This is a genomic window from Paraburkholderia denitrificans (assembly GCF_042655705.1).
Lineage (GTDB): Bacteria > Pseudomonadota > Gammaproteobacteria > Burkholderiales > Burkholderiaceae > Paraburkholderia > Paraburkholderia denitrificans.
This window is the reverse complement of sequence record NZ_JBHSMP010000009.1, coordinates 14,638-34,628: the sequence shown is the minus strand read 5'-3', so window position 1 is coordinate 34,628 and position 19,991 is coordinate 14,638. Positions and strand designations below refer to the sequence as shown.

Here is a 19,991-nt window from a genome sequence, read left to right as displayed (position 1 = left end):
CGCTGACTATCGGCGCTGCCGTAACGCGCGCGCCCGCAGACACGGCGGGCGCGCGCGTGCGGTATCGTGGCGGACACAACAAAATCCGGGCGGCTCGACGCCCCGCCCATACGAACAAGAAATCGCTTTAATGCACCATCTTTCCCTGCTTTCCGACGGCTTTTTTCTCTCGCTTTCGCTCTGCCTCGACATCGGTCTCGTCAACGTCGCGATCATCTCGCTCACGCTCTCGCACGGCTTTCGCGCGGGTTTCTGGCTCGGCCTCGGCTCGTGTTTCGGCGATCTCATCTATGCCGCGCTCGCGCTTGCGGGCATGGCGGCACTGCTGCAGTTCGACGCGGTGCGCTGGGTCGTGTGGATCGGCGGCTCGGCCATTTTGCTGATGCTCACCTGGAAGATGGCGCGCGAAGCGCTCAATCCGGCGGCCGCGCCGCCTGTCGAGGGGGAAGCGGATCCGGCCTCGCCCAATCCGGATCCGTGGCGAAGCTTTCTACGCGGCGTGCTGCTCGCGCTCTCGTCGCCGAGCGCCATTCTCTGGTTCGCTGCTGTTGGCGGCGCGCTGATCGCCAAAACCGGCGCAACCAGCGCGGGCTCGGCCGTCTTGTTTCTCTCGGGGTTCTTGCTCGGCGGACTCGGCTGGACAGGCTTCATCTGCGGCCTCGCGAGCCATGGGCGCAAACGCGCCGGCGCCGGATTGCTGCGCGCGTGCCATGTCTTTTCGGCGCTGCTGTTCGCGTACTTCTCGTATAGCGTGATCGTCCACGGCTATCGCGACCTGATCCTCCAGGGCGCATCCTGAGCGCAGGCGGCCAACGCAACCCACAATTACGCGGAAGAAAAAAGCAGACGGCGTAACGCGGCCCGAGCCTGCGTTACGCCGTAGCGCACAGCACATGTGGCAGGGCGGCAACCGCCGCCCATGTCACCAACGACGGTAGTGACCGCGATAACCGTGATAGCCGCGATAGTAGCCGCCGTACGGACGATGCCAGTACGGACCCCCGCCCCAGTAGCCGCCAACCACCACCCCAGGCGGCGGCGCGTAGACGACCGGCGGCGGGGCATAGACGACGGGCGGCGGCACATAGACCGGCTCGGCGTACACGGGATACGCGGGCGCGACCGGAATGCCGATACCGATGCCCACCGAAACATGCGCCTCGGCTGCGCTGACGAGCCCCACGCCCAGCACAGCGGCAACGATAAACGAAACGGTCTTTTTCACTTCCCTTCTCCTGACAGCCGACAACGGCGCCAATTCACATGACGGGCACAACTTGCGATTCCAATGTATCGAAAACGCAGCGTGCCAGCGTGAGCCATTTGTTGCAAATTGCAATCCCGTCCCGATGCCTCGCGACGCGCCTCCTCAGCGGAGCGATGCAACGTCATCCGTGAAAGCCCCTGGAAAGGCGCCGCCGAGGCCTGGATTGCCATCCGTGGTGCGGCGCGATCGTTGTGGCGGTCAAAACGGCGCGGCTTGGCAACTTGTGCGGTAAAGATTGATTACAAAATCGGCTCAAACCACTGGCGAACGTGGCCTGTAACGTGGCGCATAAACGACGATGCCCGGTCGGGAACCGGGCATCGCTTGTTTGCGCGGACGGCGGCTGCGGGCCGCTCATCCGGCGTCATCCGACCTTCACATAGGTGAACTCGCGTATGACATTCGGGGGAACATAGGCGCCGCTGATCTGCACCCTGGGCTTCAGGCGCTTTTTCTGATCCCACCAACGGCGGCGCTGGCCAGGTGTAAGAAACCGCAGATGCTTCCGGTAAGCAAAGATGCTCATGGTGGACTCCCGAATCGGACTACCGACAGGAAACGACGCACGACTCCAACAGCAAAAACTGAAACCCTGGAAAGTATTGTGCGCAAAATCCGGGGCGTCGGCTGCAGTGTTGCGAGATAGCCGCACCGAAGCACCCCGTGTACCCATCCGCATGCCGCACGCGCGTCGTCCACGCCGCGCGTGCGTTCATGCCGTCATGTCCCGTGTGGCGACTGCATCCTGTCAGCAACCTCGGCGCGCGCCGCGCCTTGTGCCGCCGATGCACCGCGCACCGTTATTTCTCCCTGATCGCCTGGCTGCCATCCGACGTGCGCTGCAGCCCATGGTGCCTCTCCCGAATAATCGTTTTAGCCGCACCCGGCGCCGCGCATCGGTACGACAGCGAACAGAGCGTGCGCTGGTGCGCTTTGTGCCCGCTTTGTGCCCGCTTCGTCCTGCCGCCTCCACAGCGGCGCTCGAACGCGACAGAGTAGAACCACTTTACCCGGTTACCTCAAAAAAGGTCGAGCTTGATGCTCGACAAAAGGGCGCCGGCGCGACGCCGCGCGCCGAACCGCACTGCACCGGCAAAAGCCGTGGTAATGTGGCAACGGCGCGCGCGCCGCCGGACCATGCAGCGCCCGCTACGCTACGGGATTCACCGACGAGAACGCACAATGATCAAGGTCAGCATCCTTTATCCGCACCGCCAGAACGGGCGCTTCGACAGCGAGTACTACACCACGCGGCACATGCCGCTCGCTGCACGTCTTTTCGGCGCTGCGCTCCGGGGGTGGTCGGTCGACATCGGCATCAATGCGGGGCCACCGGACACACCGCCGCCGTACGTTGCCGCAGGACACTTCCTGTTCGACACGGCCGACGCGTTCTACGCCGCATTCCAGCCGCACGCGCAGACGCTTCTCGACGACATTCCCAACTACACCGACGGCGGAAATGGCACGATCCTGATCAGCGAGATCAAGGTATCGGTCTGATTCCGGCTCCGCTTGCGCGGCCCCAACCACACGAAGGAAAGGACACCGATGTTCGGCGATATCGCCCGTTTTTTGCTCAACACGATCTTCACATTGTTCGGCGCCGCCCTGCTCCTGCGCGCGTGGCTGCAGTTCGTTCGCGTACCCGCCTACAACCCCGTGACTCACGCCGTACAACAGGTCACCAACTGGATCGTGCTGCCGTTGCGGCGCGTCATCCCGGGTCTGCGCGGCATCGACTGGGCGAGCATCGTGGCCGCGCTGGTCGCGGCCATCGTCTACGTGCTGCTGATGTTCTGGCTCGGGGGCATCGACCTGGTCAGCCAGTTGCCGATGCTCGTGATCGTCGCAGTGCTGACGGTCGTGAAGTGGGCGCTCAACCTGCTTTTCTGGCTGACGATCCTCATGGCGCTGCTGTCGTGGCTCAATCCGCGCTCGCCCGCGATGCCGGTGCTGTTCGAGCTGACCGCGCCGTTCCTGAACCCGCTGCGGCGCATCCTGCCGCAAATGGGCGGACTCGATCTTTCGCCGATCCTGCTGTTCGTGATCGTGCAGGTGCTGCTGATGGTGATCACGCGCGCCGTCGTCTCGCTTACGCTCTTCGGGATCTGATCGCGCTCGCCTTACGGTGCGCGCTGCGCGCGCGCCGGTTGCTACCCCGGAGGAGACGATGCACCTGATCGAGATGGAACACCTGTTCAATCGGGGCATTGGCTGCGTGGATACGTCGTTACCGGCATCTGCGCGCCTGCAACCCGGCGTCACGATCTGGACGCGCGACAAACGGTTGAACAAAGTCGCCGCCGAAATGAATCTCTGCCTCGCGCTGGAGCATTGAGAACAATCGCAGCAAAGGCACGATGACAGCGTGAAAGCAACGCGTAGTGGCGGTTTTCATACCAGCTTCGATTACGAAAAGCCGACGGCATGATACGCCCGGCGCACGTATCAAGTTCCAGAGCATCGAGCCGATATCCACAACTCATGAGTGGATAACGGGCATGAAAAATTCAGAATAAAACGGCCGACAGTTCTTCGGCATCGTTCAGTGGCTCGGCGACAATGCTCAAGCAGTTCAAGCTGGATCGTGCGTACTTACCCTGATCACAATGAGCGTTATTGCCGAATTCACATGGCGGGCCACTGATCGTGCAACAGTCGCCAGCCAAGCCGCCGCTGACATAGCGAAGCGCCAATAAGAATTTGTTCCGACCAACACGAATCCCCGCCAACTAGAATCGGGCTGCCCACCTCTCGCAGAAGCCTGGCTCATCATGCTCGGCATTTTTCATCGCCTCATCCATCTCCACGCAGCAAAACCGGGCTCCCGGAATTCGCATCGTGCTGTCGGGATTCTCCAGATACGCCTCCAGCTCGCGATATGCATGCAGATCTCGGTCGAAGGGTATGTCAATGTATATCTGCCCTCGATATCCCATGCACACGGCCGGATGGGCGAATCCCCCACACGGCCTCCATGCTATGCACTTCGAATTCAGCCAGTCTATTATTTGCTGTCTCGCGCGCAGCTCTCTCCACTCCGCACTACCTATCAGTCTCCCTAACGACAGGTCGTAATTGACTCGGCGAAACTCGACATACAGAACGTCTCGCTTTAGCTGACGCGCGATGGCGTCAATGTGCGCAATTTTGAGTGGCATCTTTATCCACCTGTTCCCGCCCGCTGACAATCGTTGCTTGCCCGACGATGCGATACAGCAATCAGGTGACTGCGAACGCATAGACTCACGAGAAAGCCTGTGATCAGCAGCTTTTTCTTTGACTTAATATGCTCCATATTCCCCTCTGGCGCTCCTTTTTCCTATGCGTCGCCAGCTTTGGGATCAGTGTCGTCGTAACGGCAAACATATGCGGATTTCCCGCTCGCCTCCGCCGACACGTAGATATTCCGTTCAAAGGGATATGTCTGACCAGCAACCGAGATTGTCTTCTTGTTCTTGAGCTCGTAAGAGCCGGGCCCGGTTTTCCCGAACGCTTCGCCGGTCGAACGCGTGATGGCAGAGACCAGTTCGTCCGCCGACGTGTTGAATTCGATCATCACGAACGGCGGTGCAAAGTTGTCGATCTTGCTGACCGGCTGTCCGAACACTGTGATATGGCGCGGTAGCGCATAGATCAACTGATCTTCAGGTGGCTCCCCGACATGATGCGCCCGGACACCGGCTGCCTTCAGGTCCTTCACGAATTTTGCGGTGGCCGCCTCGTCCCGCTTATTGGCCGGAAAAGTGCTTACATCGCACGCAACCATTCGTTCAAGCTGATGTGACACGCCATCGAATGGCGTAGCGGCCGCCTCCCCATCACACATCGCCGAAACAGCGATTGTCACGACGACCCCGAGAACCTTACCAGGATTTTTCATTTTCCCGTATTCCAGATTTAAGCTACTGAAGCGAAATGCCAACGATCCTCATGATTCTATGAATCGACAGATCTCGTAACCAGACTGGCAACTACGGGGAAAAATGCGTTGTCTACGATATAAAGTTTCTCTGATTGTTGCCGTGACCGTCGCTGCGGAATCCGCGGCATTCTTACACGCGCAAAGTCGCAAACAGTTTAAAGGAATGCCGGTCAGACCAACATTCCGATAGATGGCTGGAATTCACCAGTTCGCGTCGTTACCGGAAGACGTATCGCCATTCTCCGCATGCTGCTTTTTTATATGCTGGGCAACATGAGTGCTTGTCGGCTGGCTGTTCGTTTTCGGTGCCGTCGGAGCCACCTGAGCACGTAGTTCCATGCTTCCCGGAGTAAATGGCGCAGGGATCGCGACGTTGTTTTCGACAATGTGCCCGTAGGACATGTTCGTGCTCACACGATCCACCTGTACGCTGCAACAAGGTGTTTCCGTTGGCCCTAACGACTGCCCGGACTGCGGATCGATAATCGGCTTGCCCAGCGTGACAGCCTGATAGGTCGCACCTTCCCGCACAGCGTCACCGCCTTGATTGATAACGACATTCTTGCCCTGAACCTGAACGACCGACAGCGGATAGGTGCTTTGGAGAATCGATGCGACGATGCTGTGATCCATCGAATCCATCATTCCAGAAGCCAGCGCCTTTCCGTCGGCCGCTGCGCCCAGTGTCGTGGGTGCGCTGGATGGGAAGTCGTACTTGAAGGACTGCGACATGACCATTTGCCCGGTGACCGCATTGACCACGCGAAATCCAACGCCACCACCACCCGAATAACTGACTAGCGTGCGGTCGGCCATTTCGAGTTTATGCTCGTGGCGAATGTACTCGAAGCGGTCAATTGTCGGAATGACGATCAGGTCTGCTGCCAGTTGCTGCCCCAGCCGCGCTGTGTCAGCGGGTGTCGTATTGCCTGCCTGAATCCGGCTGATTTCAGCATTGATCTGAGCATCGGCGTTGCGATCCAGAACCGTAAAACGATGTGTTTGCGTCAGTGCGTCAGCGATTTTTTCCTGCACCTCGGAAGCAATAGCGTCCGAGGGAATAGCGCTATCGCCGACCTGATATGTCGCCTGCCGAACCTGTGGCTGCGCGACGACGACTCTCGTCAGCTTCGCCCCCTCGGACTCTCGATAGGTAGCAACATCGGCCCCAATCCGAACCTCCCATTGAGTCGTATATTCAACATGCTTCTTGTCGTAATCGACCTTCTTCGCACCCTGATGCTGATCCCACGAACCCCGCAAACTATCGGATTCGCTCGAGGATACTTTGCCTGACGACCTGGCGTCCGCGCCAGCGTAATCATTATGTGCCGAAGCTTCGGCCTGCTGGGAAACCGACGTTTTCGACGAATCCGATGCGTCCACACTCCCCTTATTCCAGCTCGCGCCCTGCGATGCCTTCAGGCTTTCCTCGTCGGTGCTGGTCGGCGTGCTGATTTGTTTCTGCGACAGTATCTGGAAATGCGAGACTGCACCGGAAGTTGCAGAGGCAATCATCTCCGCATACGCCGGAGACGAAACATCCGCCGCGCCCCCAGAAGCATTGGTCGCGACCTGCAATGAGGCCGCATCGATGCGCTTACCGTTTACCTGCTCGATGGCGAGTCGAATCGCATTATTAACCGCAACTTGCAGCGTCGAACCGGTGGCAGTCACTTCAACGTGCTGCATCGTCACCCCTCCGAAATCCGGCTTGGCTCTCGCAGGCGCAGACGCTGCAACAGCGGCAGCGCTAGCCTGCGCCGGCGCAGGGTTAGTTTCGCCAACGGCCGTTTTTTTTTGGCAAGCTGTTAACGACAAGGCTGCCACAAGGACGCTACATGTAACTTTGATCAGGGGAGATTTCATGTGTATGCTCAGTTAATTACCCCCGCAATGCGGGGGCTCCCCGTTTAGAGATCACCAAGGGCAGAAGTCGCGTCAGCGGGAATCTTCACACCGCTGTTCTGGCCGATCATGACAGTCTTGCGGAAGACTTCGAAAAGGTTCTTTGAGTATTCGGGCGTCGACTTGGCGATGAACATGCCTGATTTAAGCTTCAGCATGCCACCCGACAGCATGCCGCCGATATTCGACCCCGATCCCTTGAGACCGGACGCAAACGTGGCCGCCTTGGTCACCACATCGTGCGTTCCAATGACACCCTTTGCGAAGTGAGGAAGGCTCTGGATATAGAATTTCTTCTCGTCATCCGATAGCGCAGCTTGCTTGCTCTGCTGATCCGCAATTTCCGCACCGGCCTTCTTCGACACATCGACGGTCTTTTCGAGCGTGTCTGAATCCACGCTGGTATTCTGCAAAGCCTTCACCTGATCGTCACACAGCTTCGCGGTATCCTTTTTACCGTATGCCTGCTCAAGCAGCGACTCGGCCGTTAAAACCTCGATCTCTGAAGCGACAAAGGCCTTTACCAGAGCGTCTTGCGACGCAAGATTATCGTTGCTACTGCTGGATGTCGAGTTCGCGGACGGTGCACCACCGAGTGCAGCGGGCAGACCGAAAGCATGCGCCGAAGCGGCGATGAAAAGACTGGCGACTACATTTGCTGCGATTAGAGTTTTTACCGGTTTCATGAATTTCTCCCCGTTAATTTCGATCGAACCGAATGATTAGTGAATGCCTTTGCTGCTGAGTTGATCAACCATTTGATGCGCAGCCTGATTCGCCGCTTCCTTGAGCGCATTTGCCTGTGCAACGGACGCGTCTGGTCCGAGCCCGGCGTATTGAATCGGGCCAATAGAAGTCAATGTGCGAGCGAAGCGGCCCTGAACATCAAATACCTTGCCTGTAACCACAACAAAAACGCGCATGTTGCCACTTACAGGGTCACGATCCGGCATGCCAACATCGAGCGTTCCAAGCGCGAGGTAATTCACCCCGGCGCGTTGAACTCCCTGCGTTGTGTCGTACATAACCTTCGATGGCAGATCGTTGCCGTGACCGTACGCCGCGCGAATTTTCGAAATATCTACGAGACCTCCGCTGGCACCCTCGACTTGATCTGCTTCGACGACGTCGTAACCAGCATCGGAGAAAACTCCTGTCATCGCCGTGTCAACATCACCCGCATCACTGACGCTCCAGTTAACCCTATCGGCCTGGCGAAGAGTACTGCCGCCGGTCGTTATGCTGGTACTCGCGTGAACTGACTTGCTACCGGACGTGCCGATGTTTCCCGAATGAATCGATTCACCTTCGTTGGTCTTCTGCGCGAAGCTACTGTCCGCATCGGCGCGTTTTGTGACACGGTCATCGAAACTTTGGACACTGCTCTGATTTCGCGCGAGGAACAGGAACGTCATGCTTCCGTGTCCGTGCTGGGCGATGTCACCCGCCGACGCCGAACCCGTACCAAGATCGTTCATCAGTTTATTGCCGTTGATATCAGCGCGAATGACCACGCTATAGGTTTTGGCATCCTTGTCCAGCTGCTCGTTAAGCGTTGTCGCTCCGAGAATGTAGTCGTCGATATGGGAAACGATTGTTTCCTTCTTCGAACTGAAAATTCTCGACTTGGCCGCGTCGGCGTCGGCGATATACCGCTCCAGCGCATTCAACTCAGCCTTGTGAACGGCTTCCTGGCGATCTGTTGCGCTAACGGACCACCCCGCATACGCAACACTGGCCATACCTTTTTCTGAAATGGTCTCGGCGTGCGCGGAAATGGCGATGGCACACAACCCTGCAGAGAATGCACCAACGATCCATGGCTTCATCGACATGACTTAACTAGCTCCTCCAGAGATACGAGTTGATCGCGAGCCTGACTGTTATCCGGCAGTCCCGAATTTAGCCATGCACTTTTTGAATTGGACATTGCCTTCGTGAAATTGTCGAACAAGCTAAGCAGCGTATCGTTGGATGCGGCCCAGTCATCGACGGTTACTTGCGTGACAGGAATTGTTTTGGATTCTCCCTGCTTGATCCGCTGCGAAAAGTAGATCTTTTGCGAGAGCGGTTCGAGAACATCAACGTCGACGAATGCCCCGTACAAAAGCAGCGTATCGACGTTGGAACTTGATTTCTGAATTTTCTTGAACCCGGCAACGTTCAGATGTATCTCGTAGTCGGCGTCCGGTATCTTTAAGTTGAACGCTTCCCCCTCGGTGAATCTTGCAGCCATCGACGATCCGATAGCCTGATTGCTGCGATACGGAAGAATTGAAACCTTCTGATTGGCGGCCAGGTACTTACCAAAATCACGTGCGACCTCCTGAGCGAAGGCTGCCTGATTCAGCTGCGGTGCGTATTGATTGAGATACTCAACCGCCATCGGACCAAGCGCCGATGCAGTAACACGCAGATGTTTGTTTGCGGCGTCCGGCACATGTGCGTTTGCCATGACCCTGACGAATTCACCCGCGATATCATGCTGTCCCGCGGCACCTGCGACCATCTGATGAAATGCTTTTTGTATGTCCTGATCACTTGGGGGAGTGTCGCTGACATCGATGTAATCGATGGTGAATGGGAAGCCACCAAGGACCTGCTTTTCTTTGAAATCAAAGAAAAGAGCTTCGGCGGATATTTCAGTGCGGAGCTTGTACACGTTCCCGATGTGCTCGACTGACGACGTTTCACCATCAATTGCCAACGCTAACGCGGTTGCTTTGGATGCATCCTTGATCGAACCAAGAGAATCGAAAGACACCGCTTCGGGTAGCGCTGCACCTTGCATCAGACTTCTAATTCGGCCGTTCAACGCTACCGCACGATCGCCGGCAAGTTCCACGGAAAGATGCGGATAGCTGTCGGCAATTGCCGATGCGTTACTCGTATAAGCGACGCCAGCGAAATAGACCTTACTACCCTGATCGGCAATCGCGCCTTGCGAGACCAGCATGGCGGCGCATATTCCGGCGCAACAGAGTAACCGGCCAAGTACTACGCCGGTCGAGACGAACACCTTGTCCATAGTTTGTCTGAATCCAGTTTCCGACGAATGGCAGATTCTATGAATCGGTCATTCGCGGGGCCAGACTGGTAACTACAGGGGGAAAACGCGGTATCTACGGTATAAAGTTTTTCCGATCGCTGCCGTCCGTGGCCACAGAAATCTGCATATGCGCGCATTAACTCCCATCCAGATCAAGTTTCATCGCCCCTCCGCGTTCGATCAAATATGTGCCCCTTGACGCCGCACGCCATGCTCGAGAACCATAAAAAAAGCCCAATGCAGAAGCATTGGGCATAGATATATATTCAACTCATGGGTTCAGACTGCAGGCCAGAATCGAGATCCCTCGAAACCAGACCGGCCATTACAATGAAAGTTGCGGCAACTACGGTATGGATTTTTTCCACGTGCTGTCGAGTACCTTCAGCTTGACCAGATCTGCCGTTGACGACGCATCGAGTTTTTCGAACACAGACGCCCGGTAAGTCTCCACGGTTCGCAGCGACAGTCTCAGCCGGTCCGCAATCACCTTGTTCGGCAGGCCATCGCTGACCAGATCGAATATCGACCGCTCCCGTGCCGTCAGCTTCTGCAAGCGCGCCCGCACATCGTTGGTCCGACGTTTCGACGCCCATTGTTCGCGCCCGTGCTGGATCGCCTTTTGCAAGCTTTCGATCAACGTATTCTCGTCAATCGGCTTAGTCAAAAAATCCACCGCCCCGTTCTGGAATGCCCGCCGACACTGCGCAATGTCGCCGTGTCCGGTAATCAGGATGATCGGCAGGCACGAGCCCATTGCGCTCAAGCGCTCCTGCACGGCAAACCCGTTCAACGCAGGCATACGAATATCGAGGACGAGACACCCAATCTCGTCGCCCTGTATATCTTCGAGGAATGCAGCAGGATCACCGTAAGCCTTCGATTTAATGCCGATGGATCGGATCAGCAACGACAGTGCGTCGCGCACGGCGGCATCGTCATCGACCAGATAAACAATCTCTTCAACGCTGTTCGACATCTTGTTTTTCCTGGACAGGAAGAATCAACCGGAACTCAGCGCCAGACGTGACGGAGGCATTCTCTATCACCTTGCCACCATAGGTTTCGGCAATCGACTGGCAAATCGTCAAGCCAAGTCCCATGCCATCGGCCTTGCTGGTATGGAACGGGTGGAACAATGTCTGGCGAATCCTGGGCGAAATCCCCGACCCCGTATCCCGAATACTCAGGATCACATTGTGGCCATCGCTGCCAAGGGATAGTGTCAGCTCACGTTGTCCGACCGGGACCTGCCCCATTGCTTCAACCGCATTGCGGATCAGGTTCAACACAAGCTGTTCGATCTGGATGTTGTCAGCCTGAACCTCAGGCAAGGTATCCGGCGGCGCGAACCGAACGATGACTTCGCCCTGATTCATCCACGGCTCCGCCAAGGCAAGCGCCTGTCGAACCAATGCCCGCATATCGAGCGACATGACTTCGGCAGGTCGCTTGCTGACGAATGCACGCAAACGGACGATGATATCCGCCGCCCGTTTCGCCTGATCGGCCACAGCCTGCATCGCGCCTTCCACGGCGGAATAATCCGGTGCCGACTCGTGCAGCATACGAATGCACGCCTGGTTGTAGCTGAGAATTGCGGTCAACGGCTGGTTCAGCTCATGCGCTATGCCGGAGGCCATCTCACCCATGGTGCTGAGACGTGCGGCCTGTGCTTGCTCCTCGCGCTGGAATGCGCGTTGTTCGGCTTCGCGCGCAGCGCGTCGGACTTCGCTACGTTGCTGATAGACCGCCAGCGCAAGCAAGGTAATCACCAGCGTGGCAAATAATGTCAAGGCCGCAGGCAACACAGGAACAACCTCTGCCCCGAGTTGTCGCCGGGTTTCAAACACAAACGGCTGAACCCGGCTCGGCAAGTCTCTCTGAAACACGAACTCAGGCAGCAAGAACTTCGCCCACGCAGGTGCGGGCTTTGCGTCGATCCGGTCAATCGAGCCATCCGCCCGATCGTCAGCAGATCCCTGCTCATAGATGTGCATCGATACCGACGGCAACGGAAGCTCATTGCGGTCGAGAAACTTCCCGGTATGGATCAGCATCGACACGATACGCGTTGAGAGCTTTGCTCTCGTGGCAGAGTCATCTGCTTCGTGGGACGGCTGGCTATAGATCGCCTTGAAGATCAGGTAAGCACGCCCACCCTCGAACAGATCGAACGGCGCGGAGATCGATGGCTCCCCGGTCTGGATCGTTCTGTCCAGGGCGCCACGAAACTTGGCATCGGCGTACACATCGAGTCCAAGGACCGGCAGCGCATCCTTCTCTTGCGGCTCCATGAAGGTGATCGGGTAATACACGGGGCGCAACGGCACCGGACGCCACGTGCGCTCACCGCCGTACCCGTAGTCCTTGACGTAGTACTTGCGATAGATTTTTTGCTTCGCCCACGTCTCGAAACCCAGAAGATAGGCCTGCTCGATACGCGGCTGCAGTTCGATCATGTAGATGTGCGGATAGCGCGCCAACATCTGGCGCGCGTAGTCCCGCAATCCTGTGGATTCGACACCGGGGAACGTATGCAGCAGAGATTCGATCCCGGCGAGTACAGCTTCGTTCTGGTCGAGGCGCTGCCGGATGATTTCATATGTCCTCTCGCTCTGCGCCGAAAATTCGCGTCGAGAGCTGGAGACCTCCGACGCAACCAGCACGCCGACTATCGCCACTGCAACAGTCAGCCATCCAACCAGGGCAATAGCGATTACTTTGAGAGGTAGGCGGCGATACTGGACGAACAGCGTCATCAGGATCAGGTCATAGGACGAAGGCCAGCCATTGTACGCGCAAGCCTGACCCCAATAGTCGATGGACTCAATGCACCGGGTGTAAATGCGTGGGCGCGCGGCGACTACTGTTGGTGCATCAAATGGATCCACTCTGAATTTGGGATAAACGGACATCGAGAAACAGTAGCTCGCAAAGAGCACGCAATGCCACCGCCCCACAAAGCGGCAATGGCAGTTTCAAGGCCAGCGGCCAAATCACGCCACTGCCCAAACCGCAAAAATCCCTGTAAAATGGCGCGCTCTGCGGGCGTCGTATAATGGCCATTACCCCAGCTTCCCAAGCTGGAGACGTGGGTTCGATTCCCATCGCCCGCTCCACATCGGCTTGCCAGCCTCCCTACGGACCACAACGGAACCCCAACGGGAGCACTGCGGGAGCGCAGCGCGGGCACGCCAGGTTGACCTGAATTCCCCCGTCGCACGTTCCTGCTCCGGCGTTTACCGCCCACTGGCCTGCCCCAATTTCCCTCTCTTGAGCGACTCGCCTGACGCATGCCGCGGGGCCGTCATCGATGGAACGATTTTTCATGCCTCGCAAGCGCGCCCTCGCGCTAATCGTGCGCGCCCGCAACGATCTGCTCTCGCACGCCGCTGAGCGAATTCCGGCCGACGCCCTGCCCCTAAACGAAACGGCTGCCCAACTCGAGCGCCTGTTGCTCGACGTTCGCGCCGGCCGGATCAACGAATTCGAGCTGCATCACCCGGCGCATATTCACGTCTGGATCTCCGCCGACTGAACGCCCGAAGGGCGCTCGCCAAGCGCCCGATGAATGCCGAATGAGCGTCGAATAAGCACCCGCCGCAGCGCCGGACGTATCCGCCAGCGCTGCTATAATGCGCGTCGCATTCAGGGCCGGTCGCGTCTCGCGCGCGGCGCGCGCAAGAGGCGGGCACGTTCCGGCCCGCCGCAGGCCACAACCGCCGCCTGAGCCCGATCCCGTGTCAGGCAGCAGCGAACGCAAGGCTCGCCGTTCGATGCCGTACCCGCTGCCCCCACCCTCCCATCCTCGAACATGATTCACGATCCGAACGACGCAGTCCCGTCCGACTGCCTGCCCTCCGGCGCGTCTGCCGAAGCGCACGACGAAGCGCACGATAAAGCACACGACGAACCGCAAGACGAAGCGCAAGAAAATGCTGCCGGCGACGTCCTGCACCGCCGCCGCATCCGCAGCTTCGTGACGCGCGCGGGCCGCACGTCGCCGGGCCAGCGCCGCGCGCTCGACGAACTCGGTCCGCGCTTCGTGGTGCCGTATACGCCTGAGCAGGCCGACTGGGACGCCGTGTTCGGCCGCAGCGCGCCGCGCGTACTGGAAATCGGCTTCGGGATGGGTGCGAGCACGGCGGAAATCGCGGCGCTGCGCACCGGCGACGACTTTCTCGGCGTCGAGGTCCATGAACCGGGCGTCGGCGCGCTGCTCAAGCTGATTGGCGAGCAGAACCTCTCGAACATCCGCATCATCCAGCACGACGCGGTCGAGGTACTCGAACAGATGATCGCGCCGGGGAGCCTCGACGGCGTCCACATCTTCTTCCCCGATCCGTGGCACAAGGCGCGCCACCACAAGCGCCGTCTGATCCAGCCGAAGTTCGTGGAACTCCTCGTATCGCGCATGAAACCGGGTGCCTACCTGCACTGCGCAACCGACTGGCAGAACTACGCCGAGCAGATGCTCGAGGTGCTAAGCGCCGAGCCCGGGCTCGCGAATACGGCCGCCGATTACGCGCCGCGCCCGGACTATCGCCCGGTGACGAAGTTCGAGCGCCGCGGCCTGCGCCTCGGCCACGGCGTATGGGACCTGGTGTTCCGCCGCCGCGCAGCGGATTGATCGTTCTTCACACGATAAAAAAACGGGGCGCCTGAAGTGAACGGCGCCCCGCTTTCGTTTACGCGTCGAAGCCGAGCCAGCCGCCGTAACCGGCCAGCAGAATGACGAGGCCAAGCGCGATCCGGTACCAGGCGAATGCGGTGAAATCGTGCGAGGCGACAAAGCGCAACAGCCAGCGCACGCACAGGAACGCACTCACGAACGCGGCGACGAAACCGACACCGACAACACCGAGCCAGTCGGCCGGGAGCCCGTGCCAGTTCTTGTGCAGCTCGTAGACGGTCGCGCCGAAGATCACGGGGATCGCGAGAAAGAACGAAAATTCGGTCGCGACGCGCCGCTCGAAGCCGAACAACATCGCACCGATGATCGTCGAGCCCGAGCGCGACATGCCCGGAATCAGCGCGAAACACTGCGCGAAACCGACCTTCAGCGCATCGATGGGCGAGATTTCGTCGAGCGAGCACACGCGCGCGCTTGTCTGCGCAACCGGCGCGCCGCTACGGCGCTGGTGCCGTTCCACCCAGAAAATGACGATCCCGCCCGCGATGAGCGCGAGCGCTACCGGCAGAGGCGCGAACAGCACCGACTTGATCCCCCGCTCGAACAGCAGGCCGAGCACGACGGCCGGCACGGTTGCGACGATCACGTTCAACGCGAAGCGCCGGGCGTCGGAACGCGCAGGCAGACCGACGATCACGCTGCCGATCTTGCGGCGAAATTCCCAGCAGACCGCGAGAATCGCGCCCAGCTGGATCACGACGTCGAAACTCTTGGCGTAGTCGCCCTCGAATTTGAGGACGCTGCCGGCCACGATCAGGTGCCCGGTGCTGGAAACGGGCAAGAACTCAGTCAGCCCTTCGACGACGCCCAGAATCAGGGCCTTGCAGATCATCAACCAGTCCATCCGTTCTCCTCGCGAAGGTTCGCGCCGGACGGACCACGCGCGCGCCCGCCGACGGCTGCGCGCAGCGGCGTTTCGTCAGTTTATTTCTCGACGATCTGCACGCGTATGCCATTTGTAAGGACCGAGATTGTACCCGGTTCGTAGCTGACTCCGGCGAACTGCAGTTGCTCGGGCTTGAACGTATAGACGGCATAGTGGTCGAGCAACTGCGCCGCCGCGAGCGCTGCCACTGCGCCGACCTGCTGACCATAAGCCGCGGCGGCGCCCTGCATGTCGACGCTGTCGACCGACGGCTGCTTCAGCACGACGGCGCGGCGCTCGCCGTCCCAGGCCAGTTCGCTCGACAGCGTGAACACGCCGCTCACCGGCTGCTGCATGAGCGGACTTTCGAGCCGCGCGTCGAGCTTCACCGCGACGCGATTGCGCTCGGGCAGCAGCGTGACCACCGGATTCGTCAGCGCAACGTCGAAGAGCTGCTGCACCTCGCGCCGGTACGGGAACTTGCGCTGGACCGCAGCCTGTACCTGCTGCTGCGAGAACGTGTAGTGATCGGGGATGAACGGAAATATCCCCGTCGCACACGCGCCCAGCGACACGACCGTTCCCGCCGTGGCACAGGCCGCGAGGAGGAAGGCACGCCGGGAAACGCGCGTTGCGGAGTGGGTCATGCGAAATCTCCCTGATGGGCGGCGCAACGCCGCAGCATAATAATGTGGAATGGATTCAGGCCTGGTGCGATGGCTGCGTCTCGGTTTCGAGCCACGTGAGCCATATAATCGCCTCCTCACGCGACGCGCCGCACATATCGGCTTGCGGCTGCAGTCCGTCGCAGCACGCGGGCCGCAACGGCGAGCCGAAGATCGCGCATTGCAGATCGTCGCCGAGCTGCACGCAGCGCACGCCCGCGGGCTTGCCGTGAGGCATGCCCGGAATCGGGCCAGTAATCGAGGGTGCGATACAGCACGCGCCGCAGCGAGGGCGGCACGCATGCCCAGGCACGTTGAAAGGGGAAGCGGAACTGACCATCTGTTTCCTGAAGCGATTGAACCGGCCCGCCGCCGTGCGACGGACCAGACGGCATTGTGCCACTGCACAATGCGACCTTTTTACACAATCGGAGCAACGTGTGCCCTTTTAAACTAGATCAACCCGGCGCCAGAAAGTTTGTCGTCCGATGTGCCGTCCGGTGCGGCGCAGGGAGCAATTTTACGGCGCGCCACCTATGAGAGCCCTTGCATGAGCGACGCCGACCTGATTTTCCGCCCCGACCTGATCGCCAAATACGGTACGAACGGTCCGCGCTACACGTCTTACCCCACGGCCCTCCAGTTCCGCGACGACTTCGATCTGGCCCAATACCGCCGCGCCGCCTCCGATCCGGGCGCCGAAGAAACCGACCTCTCGCTCTACTTCCACATTCCGTTCTGCGATACCGTCTGTTTTTATTGCGGCTGCAACAAAGTCATTACGAAGAACCGCGGGCGCGCGAAGCCGTACCTGAAGCAGCTGATCCACGAAGTGGAACTCCAGGCGAAGCTCTTCAACACGAATCGACCGGTTTCGCAGCTGCACTGGGGCGGCGGCACGCCGACGTTCCTTTCGCCTGAAGAAATGAGCACGCTGATGGCCGCCACGCGCGAGCATTTCAGGCTGCTCCCGAACGACGAAGGCGAATATTCGATCGAGATCGATCCGCGCGAGGCGTCGCCGGCAACGATCGCTCATCTGCGCGGGCTCGGCTTCAACCGCATGAGCCTCGGCGTGCAAGACTTCGATCCGGTCGTGCAGCGCGCGGTCAACCGCATCCAGCCGCTCGAACTGACTGTCGACTGCATGAACGCAGCGCGTGCAAACGGCTTCGAGTCGATCAGCGTCGATCTGATCTACGGCCTGCCGCATCAGACGGTGGCAAGCTTTCGCCGCACGCTCGAAACGATCCTGCTGCTCGCGCCCGACCGTCTTTCGGTCTTCGGCTACGCGCACTTGCCGCAGCTCTTCAAGATGCAGCGGCAGATGGACGCCAACACGCTCCCCACGCCGGACACGCGGCTCGCGCTGCTGCAGCTCGTGATCGAGCAGCTGACCGAAGCGGGCTACGTCTACATCGGCATGGACCACTTCGCGCTGCCCACCGACGAACTCGCGATTGCGCAGAAGCAGGGCACGCTGCATCGTAATTTCCAGGGCTACAGCACGCGTGCGGACTGCGACCTGATCGGCTTCGGCGCCTCGGCGATCGGCAAGGTCGGCGACCTCTACGCGCAAAACGCGAAGGATCTGCCGGGCTACGGCGCGGCGATCAACGACGAACGCCTCGCGATCGTCCGCGGTGTGAAGCTGAGCGCCGAGGATCGTCTGCGCCGCGGCATCATCACCCAGCTGATGTGCAACCTCGAACTGCGTTTCGACGTGTTCGAAGCGCAGTACGGCATCCGTTTTGCGACCGCGTTCGCGTCCGAACTGGAGCGCCTGCGCGCATTCGAAGAGGACGGTCTCGTGGCGTGCAGCACGAACCGCATCGACGTGTTGCCGGCCGGGCGCATGTTCGTGCGCAATATTGCGATGGTGTTCGACCAGTACCTCGGCACGCAGCGCTCGGAGCGGTTCTCCCGCACCGTTTGAGCGACGTAGCTGGCCCGGTTGCCGGACGAGCCGAATTGCGTCATAATCTTCGGCTACTTCACGCGCTATCAGCCGCCAACGGCGGCCGATAGCGTCTGAAAGATGCCTCGGTGGTGAAATTGGTAGACGCGCCGGACTCAAAATCCGGTTCCGAAAGGAGTGCCGGTTCGATTCCGGCCCGAGGCACCAGCAAGTATTCAAACGTTCACAACGTTTCACAAGAAAACCCCGCTAGACATAGCTCTGCGGGGTTTTTTGTTGCACACTTCTGCAACCGTTCACCAGTGACAGCACCCCCAGCGCGGGGGTTTTTCTGGGGGTTGCCTGCTGCAACCGGGGGTTTTCCCCACACAACAACCCCCAAGACAACCCCCACCCTCTGCTGACACGCACACCGGCTCCCGCCGGATAGGAGCGCGCGCCATGGCTCTCACCGATACCGCAATCCGCAACGCCAAGCCCACCGACAAGCAACAGAAGCTGTACGACGGCCAAGGGCTGCTGCTGCTCATCACCCCGGCTGGCGGAAAACGTTGGGTGTTCAAGTACCGCATCGGCGGCAAGGAGAAAAGCCTTGCGCTCGGCACGTACCCGGAAGTTTCGTTGAGCGACGCGCGGCGGCGGCGCGATGATGCACGCGAGAAGCTGGCGGCGGGCGTCGATCCCAGCGAATCGAAGAAGACCGACAAGCGCGCGGCCCGGCTAGCAGCGATCAACACCTTTGAGGCCGTTGCGCTCGCATGGATGGATGAGCGCAGCCCCTATGTCGAACCCGCGCAGTACGACAAGACGCTGGCGCGGTTCAAAAATGACGCCTTCCCGTGGCTTGGCACCCACCCTATCGCGGAAATCGAAGCGCCGGAAATTCTGGACGTGCTCAAGCGCGTGGACAGCCGTGGCGCTCGGTTCACGGCCCACCGCCTTCGCGGAGAAATCAGCCGCGTGTTTCGCTACGGCATCAAGGAGGGCTTGTGCAAGGCCGATCCGGCGCGTGACCTACTCGGCGCGATCCCGCCAGCCCAAACGACGCACTTCGCCTCGATCACCGAACCCGCGAAGGTTGGCGAGATGCTGCGCGCGTTCGACGGCTTTACCGGCACGTTTCCAGTGCTGTGCGCGCTGAAGCTCGCTCCGATGCTGTTCGTGCGCCCCGGTGAACTGCGGCAGGCCGAATGGGCAGAGTTCGATTTGGATAAGGGCGAGTGGCGCTACCACGTCAGCAAGACGAAGACAGAGCATCTGGTACCGCTCGCGGTGCAGGCCGTGGCGATCCTGCGCGAGCTACATGCGCTCACCGGCGCGTGCCGCTATGTGTTCCCCGGCGCACGAGATCGCAACCGCCCGATGAGCGAAGCGGCGGTCAATGCGGCGCTGCGCCGTCTCGGCTATGACACCCGCACGGAGATTACCGGCCACGGCTTCCGGGCGATGGCGCGGACAATCCTGCATGAAGAGCTGGAGCAAAAGCCCGAGGTCATCGAGCATCAGCTCGCACACTCGGTTCCCGACAATCTCGGCGGAGCATACAACCGCACGAAGTTCATCAAGGAGCGCCGCACGATGATGCAGAAGTGGGCCGACTACCTCGACCAGCTCAAGGCGGGCGCGCGGGTCATTCCGATCACGGCGGCTGGATAGCCGTCAGGCACCGCTTGATGAGTTATGTTTTGTCTACCA

At 59.7% G+C, this 19,991-nt stretch carries 20 protein-coding genes and 2 tRNA genes; 10 read left to right on the top strand and 12 right to left on the bottom strand.

The genetic code is table 11. The features are described 5' to 3' along the window. The first annotated feature begins 130 nt into the window (after positions 1–130). A complete protein-coding gene (locus tag ACFPTO_RS06055) occupies positions 131–799 on the top strand; it encodes a LysE family translocator (RefSeq protein WP_377710148.1) in 669 nt (222 codons plus the stop codon). A gap of 123 nt (positions 800–922) precedes the next feature. On the opposite strand, the gene ACFPTO_RS06050 is transcribed toward ACFPTO_RS06055, so the two are convergent. Together ACFPTO_RS06050 and ACFPTO_RS06045 are read right to left on the bottom strand one after the other, a co-directional pair. Further along, on the bottom strand, positions 923–1,225 hold the full coding sequence (locus tag ACFPTO_RS06050; protein WP_377710147.1) for a hypothetical protein: 303 nt from the start codon (positions 1,223–1,225) through the stop codon (positions 923–925). Between the two features lie 406 nt (positions 1,226–1,631). Further along, positions 1,632–1,793: a hypothetical protein gene (locus ACFPTO_RS06045; protein WP_293040787.1), complete on the bottom strand. Its 162-nt coding sequence runs from the start codon at positions 1,791–1,793 to the stop codon at positions 1,632–1,634. A gap of 656 nt (positions 1,794–2,449) precedes the next feature. Between ACFPTO_RS06045 and ACFPTO_RS06040 the strand changes: the two genes are divergently transcribed. The 3 genes from ACFPTO_RS06040 to ACFPTO_RS06030 are packed head-to-tail and all read left to right on the top strand — an operon-like array spanning position 2,450 to position 3,608. Beyond that, positions 2,450–2,770, top strand: coding sequence for an EthD family reductase (locus ACFPTO_RS06040; RefSeq protein ID WP_377710145.1), 321 nt, complete (start codon positions 2,450–2,452; stop codon positions 2,768–2,770). Between the two features lie 48 nt (positions 2,771–2,818). Then, positions 2,819–3,382, top strand: coding sequence for a YggT family protein (locus ACFPTO_RS06035; RefSeq protein WP_293040793.1), 564 nt, complete (start codon positions 2,819–2,821; stop codon positions 3,380–3,382). 58 nt (positions 3,383–3,440) lie between these two features. Next, a complete protein-coding gene (locus tag ACFPTO_RS06030; protein ID WP_377710144.1) occupies positions 3,441–3,608 on the top strand; it encodes a hypothetical protein in 168 nt (55 codons plus the stop codon). A 984-nt stretch (positions 3,609–4,592) separates the two neighbouring features. Here ACFPTO_RS06030 and ACFPTO_RS06025 read toward each other — a convergent pair. The 7 genes from ACFPTO_RS06025 to ACFPTO_RS05995 form a co-directional block, all read right to left on the bottom strand. After that, a complete protein-coding gene (locus tag ACFPTO_RS06025) occupies positions 4,593–5,153 on the bottom strand; it encodes a hypothetical protein (RefSeq protein WP_377710143.1) in 561 nt (186 codons plus the stop codon). A gap of 243 nt (positions 5,154–5,396) precedes the next feature. Continuing rightward, positions 5,397–6,887 carry a CsgG/HfaB family protein gene (locus tag ACFPTO_RS06020; RefSeq protein WP_377710142.1) on the bottom strand — a complete coding sequence of 497 codons (1,491 nt, stop codon included), beginning with the start codon at positions 6,885–6,887 and terminating at the stop codon, positions 5,397–5,399. 221 nt (positions 6,888–7,108) lie between these two features. Then, on the bottom strand, positions 7,109–7,789 hold the full coding sequence (locus ACFPTO_RS06015) for a hypothetical protein (protein WP_377710141.1): 681 nt from the start codon (positions 7,787–7,789) through the stop codon (positions 7,109–7,111). 36 nt (positions 7,790–7,825) lie between these two features. Then, positions 7,826–8,938, bottom strand: a complete 1,113-nt coding sequence (locus ACFPTO_RS06010; protein ID WP_377710140.1) for a hypothetical protein — start codon at positions 8,936–8,938, stop codon at positions 7,826–7,828. Then, on the bottom strand, positions 8,929–10,131 hold the full coding sequence (locus tag ACFPTO_RS06005; protein ID WP_377710139.1) for a hypothetical protein: 1,203 nt from the start codon (positions 10,129–10,131) through the stop codon (positions 8,929–8,931). The genes ACFPTO_RS06010 and ACFPTO_RS06005 overlap by 10 nt, the downstream gene beginning before the upstream one ends. A gap of 367 nt (positions 10,132–10,498) precedes the next feature. Continuing rightward, on the bottom strand, positions 10,499–11,131 hold the full coding sequence (locus ACFPTO_RS06000) for a response regulator transcription factor (RefSeq protein WP_377710138.1): 633 nt from the start codon (positions 11,129–11,131) through the stop codon (positions 10,499–10,501). Beyond that, a complete protein-coding gene (locus ACFPTO_RS05995) occupies positions 11,115–13,070 on the bottom strand; it encodes a CHASE domain-containing protein (protein ID WP_377710137.1) in 1,956 nt (651 codons plus the stop codon). Before ACFPTO_RS05995 ends, ACFPTO_RS06000 begins: the two co-directional genes overlap by 17 nt. Positions 13,071–13,199: 129 nt before the next feature. Here ACFPTO_RS05995 and ACFPTO_RS05990 point away from each other — a divergent pair. The 3 genes from ACFPTO_RS05990 to trmB all read left to right on the top strand — a co-directional run bounded on the left by ACFPTO_RS05990 (position 13,200) and on the right by trmB (position 14,785). Then, a tRNA-Gly gene (locus ACFPTO_RS05990) sits at positions 13,200–13,274 on the top strand. A gap of 209 nt (positions 13,275–13,483) precedes the next feature. After that, entirely contained in the window at positions 13,484–13,693 is a 210-nt protein-coding gene (locus ACFPTO_RS05985; protein WP_377710136.1) for a hypothetical protein, read from the top strand. 276 nt (positions 13,694–13,969) lie between these two features. Continuing rightward, positions 13,970–14,785: a tRNA (guanosine(46)-N7)-methyltransferase TrmB gene (gene trmB / locus ACFPTO_RS05980; RefSeq protein WP_377710135.1), complete on the top strand. Its 816-nt coding sequence runs from the start codon at positions 13,970–13,972 to the stop codon at positions 14,783–14,785. A gap of 58 nt (positions 14,786–14,843) precedes the next feature. Here the strand turns inward: trmB and ACFPTO_RS05975 are convergent, their stop codons facing one another. From ACFPTO_RS05975 to ACFPTO_RS05965, 3 genes are all read right to left on the bottom strand, one after another. Further along, entirely contained in the window at positions 14,844–15,692 is an 849-nt protein-coding gene (locus ACFPTO_RS05975; protein WP_377710134.1) for an undecaprenyl-diphosphate phosphatase, read from the bottom strand. An 80-nt stretch (positions 15,693–15,772) separates the two neighbouring features. Beyond that, positions 15,773–16,360 (bottom strand): DUF1439 domain-containing protein, encoded by a 588-nt coding sequence (locus ACFPTO_RS05970; protein WP_377710133.1) that lies wholly within the window; start codon positions 16,358–16,360, stop codon positions 15,773–15,775. A gap of 55 nt (positions 16,361–16,415) precedes the next feature. Next, the gene (locus ACFPTO_RS05965; RefSeq protein ID WP_377710131.1) at positions 16,416–16,718 is read right to left on the bottom strand and encodes a YkgJ family cysteine cluster protein; all 303 of its coding nucleotides are present in this window, start codon (positions 16,716–16,718) and stop codon (positions 16,416–16,418) included. 210 nt (positions 16,719–16,928) lie between these two features. On the opposite strand from ACFPTO_RS05965, the gene hemN reads away from it, so the two are divergent. The 3 genes from hemN (at position 16,929) to ACFPTO_RS05950 (ending at position 19,952) form a co-directional block, all read left to right on the top strand. Then, positions 16,929–18,314 carry an oxygen-independent coproporphyrinogen III oxidase gene (hemN, locus tag ACFPTO_RS05960; protein ID WP_377710130.1) on the top strand — a complete coding sequence of 462 codons (1,386 nt, stop codon included), beginning with the start codon at positions 16,929–16,931 and terminating at the stop codon, positions 18,312–18,314. A 104-nt stretch (positions 18,315–18,418) separates the two neighbouring features. After that, positions 18,419–18,503 (top strand) — tRNA-Leu (locus ACFPTO_RS05955). Positions 18,504–18,737: 234 nt separating this feature from the next. Continuing rightward, complete coding sequence (locus tag ACFPTO_RS05950; protein WP_377710128.1) at positions 18,738–19,952, top strand: tyrosine-type recombinase/integrase; 1,215 nt, start codon at positions 18,738–18,740, stop codon at positions 19,950–19,952. Positions 19,953–19,991: the final 39 nt, after the last annotated feature.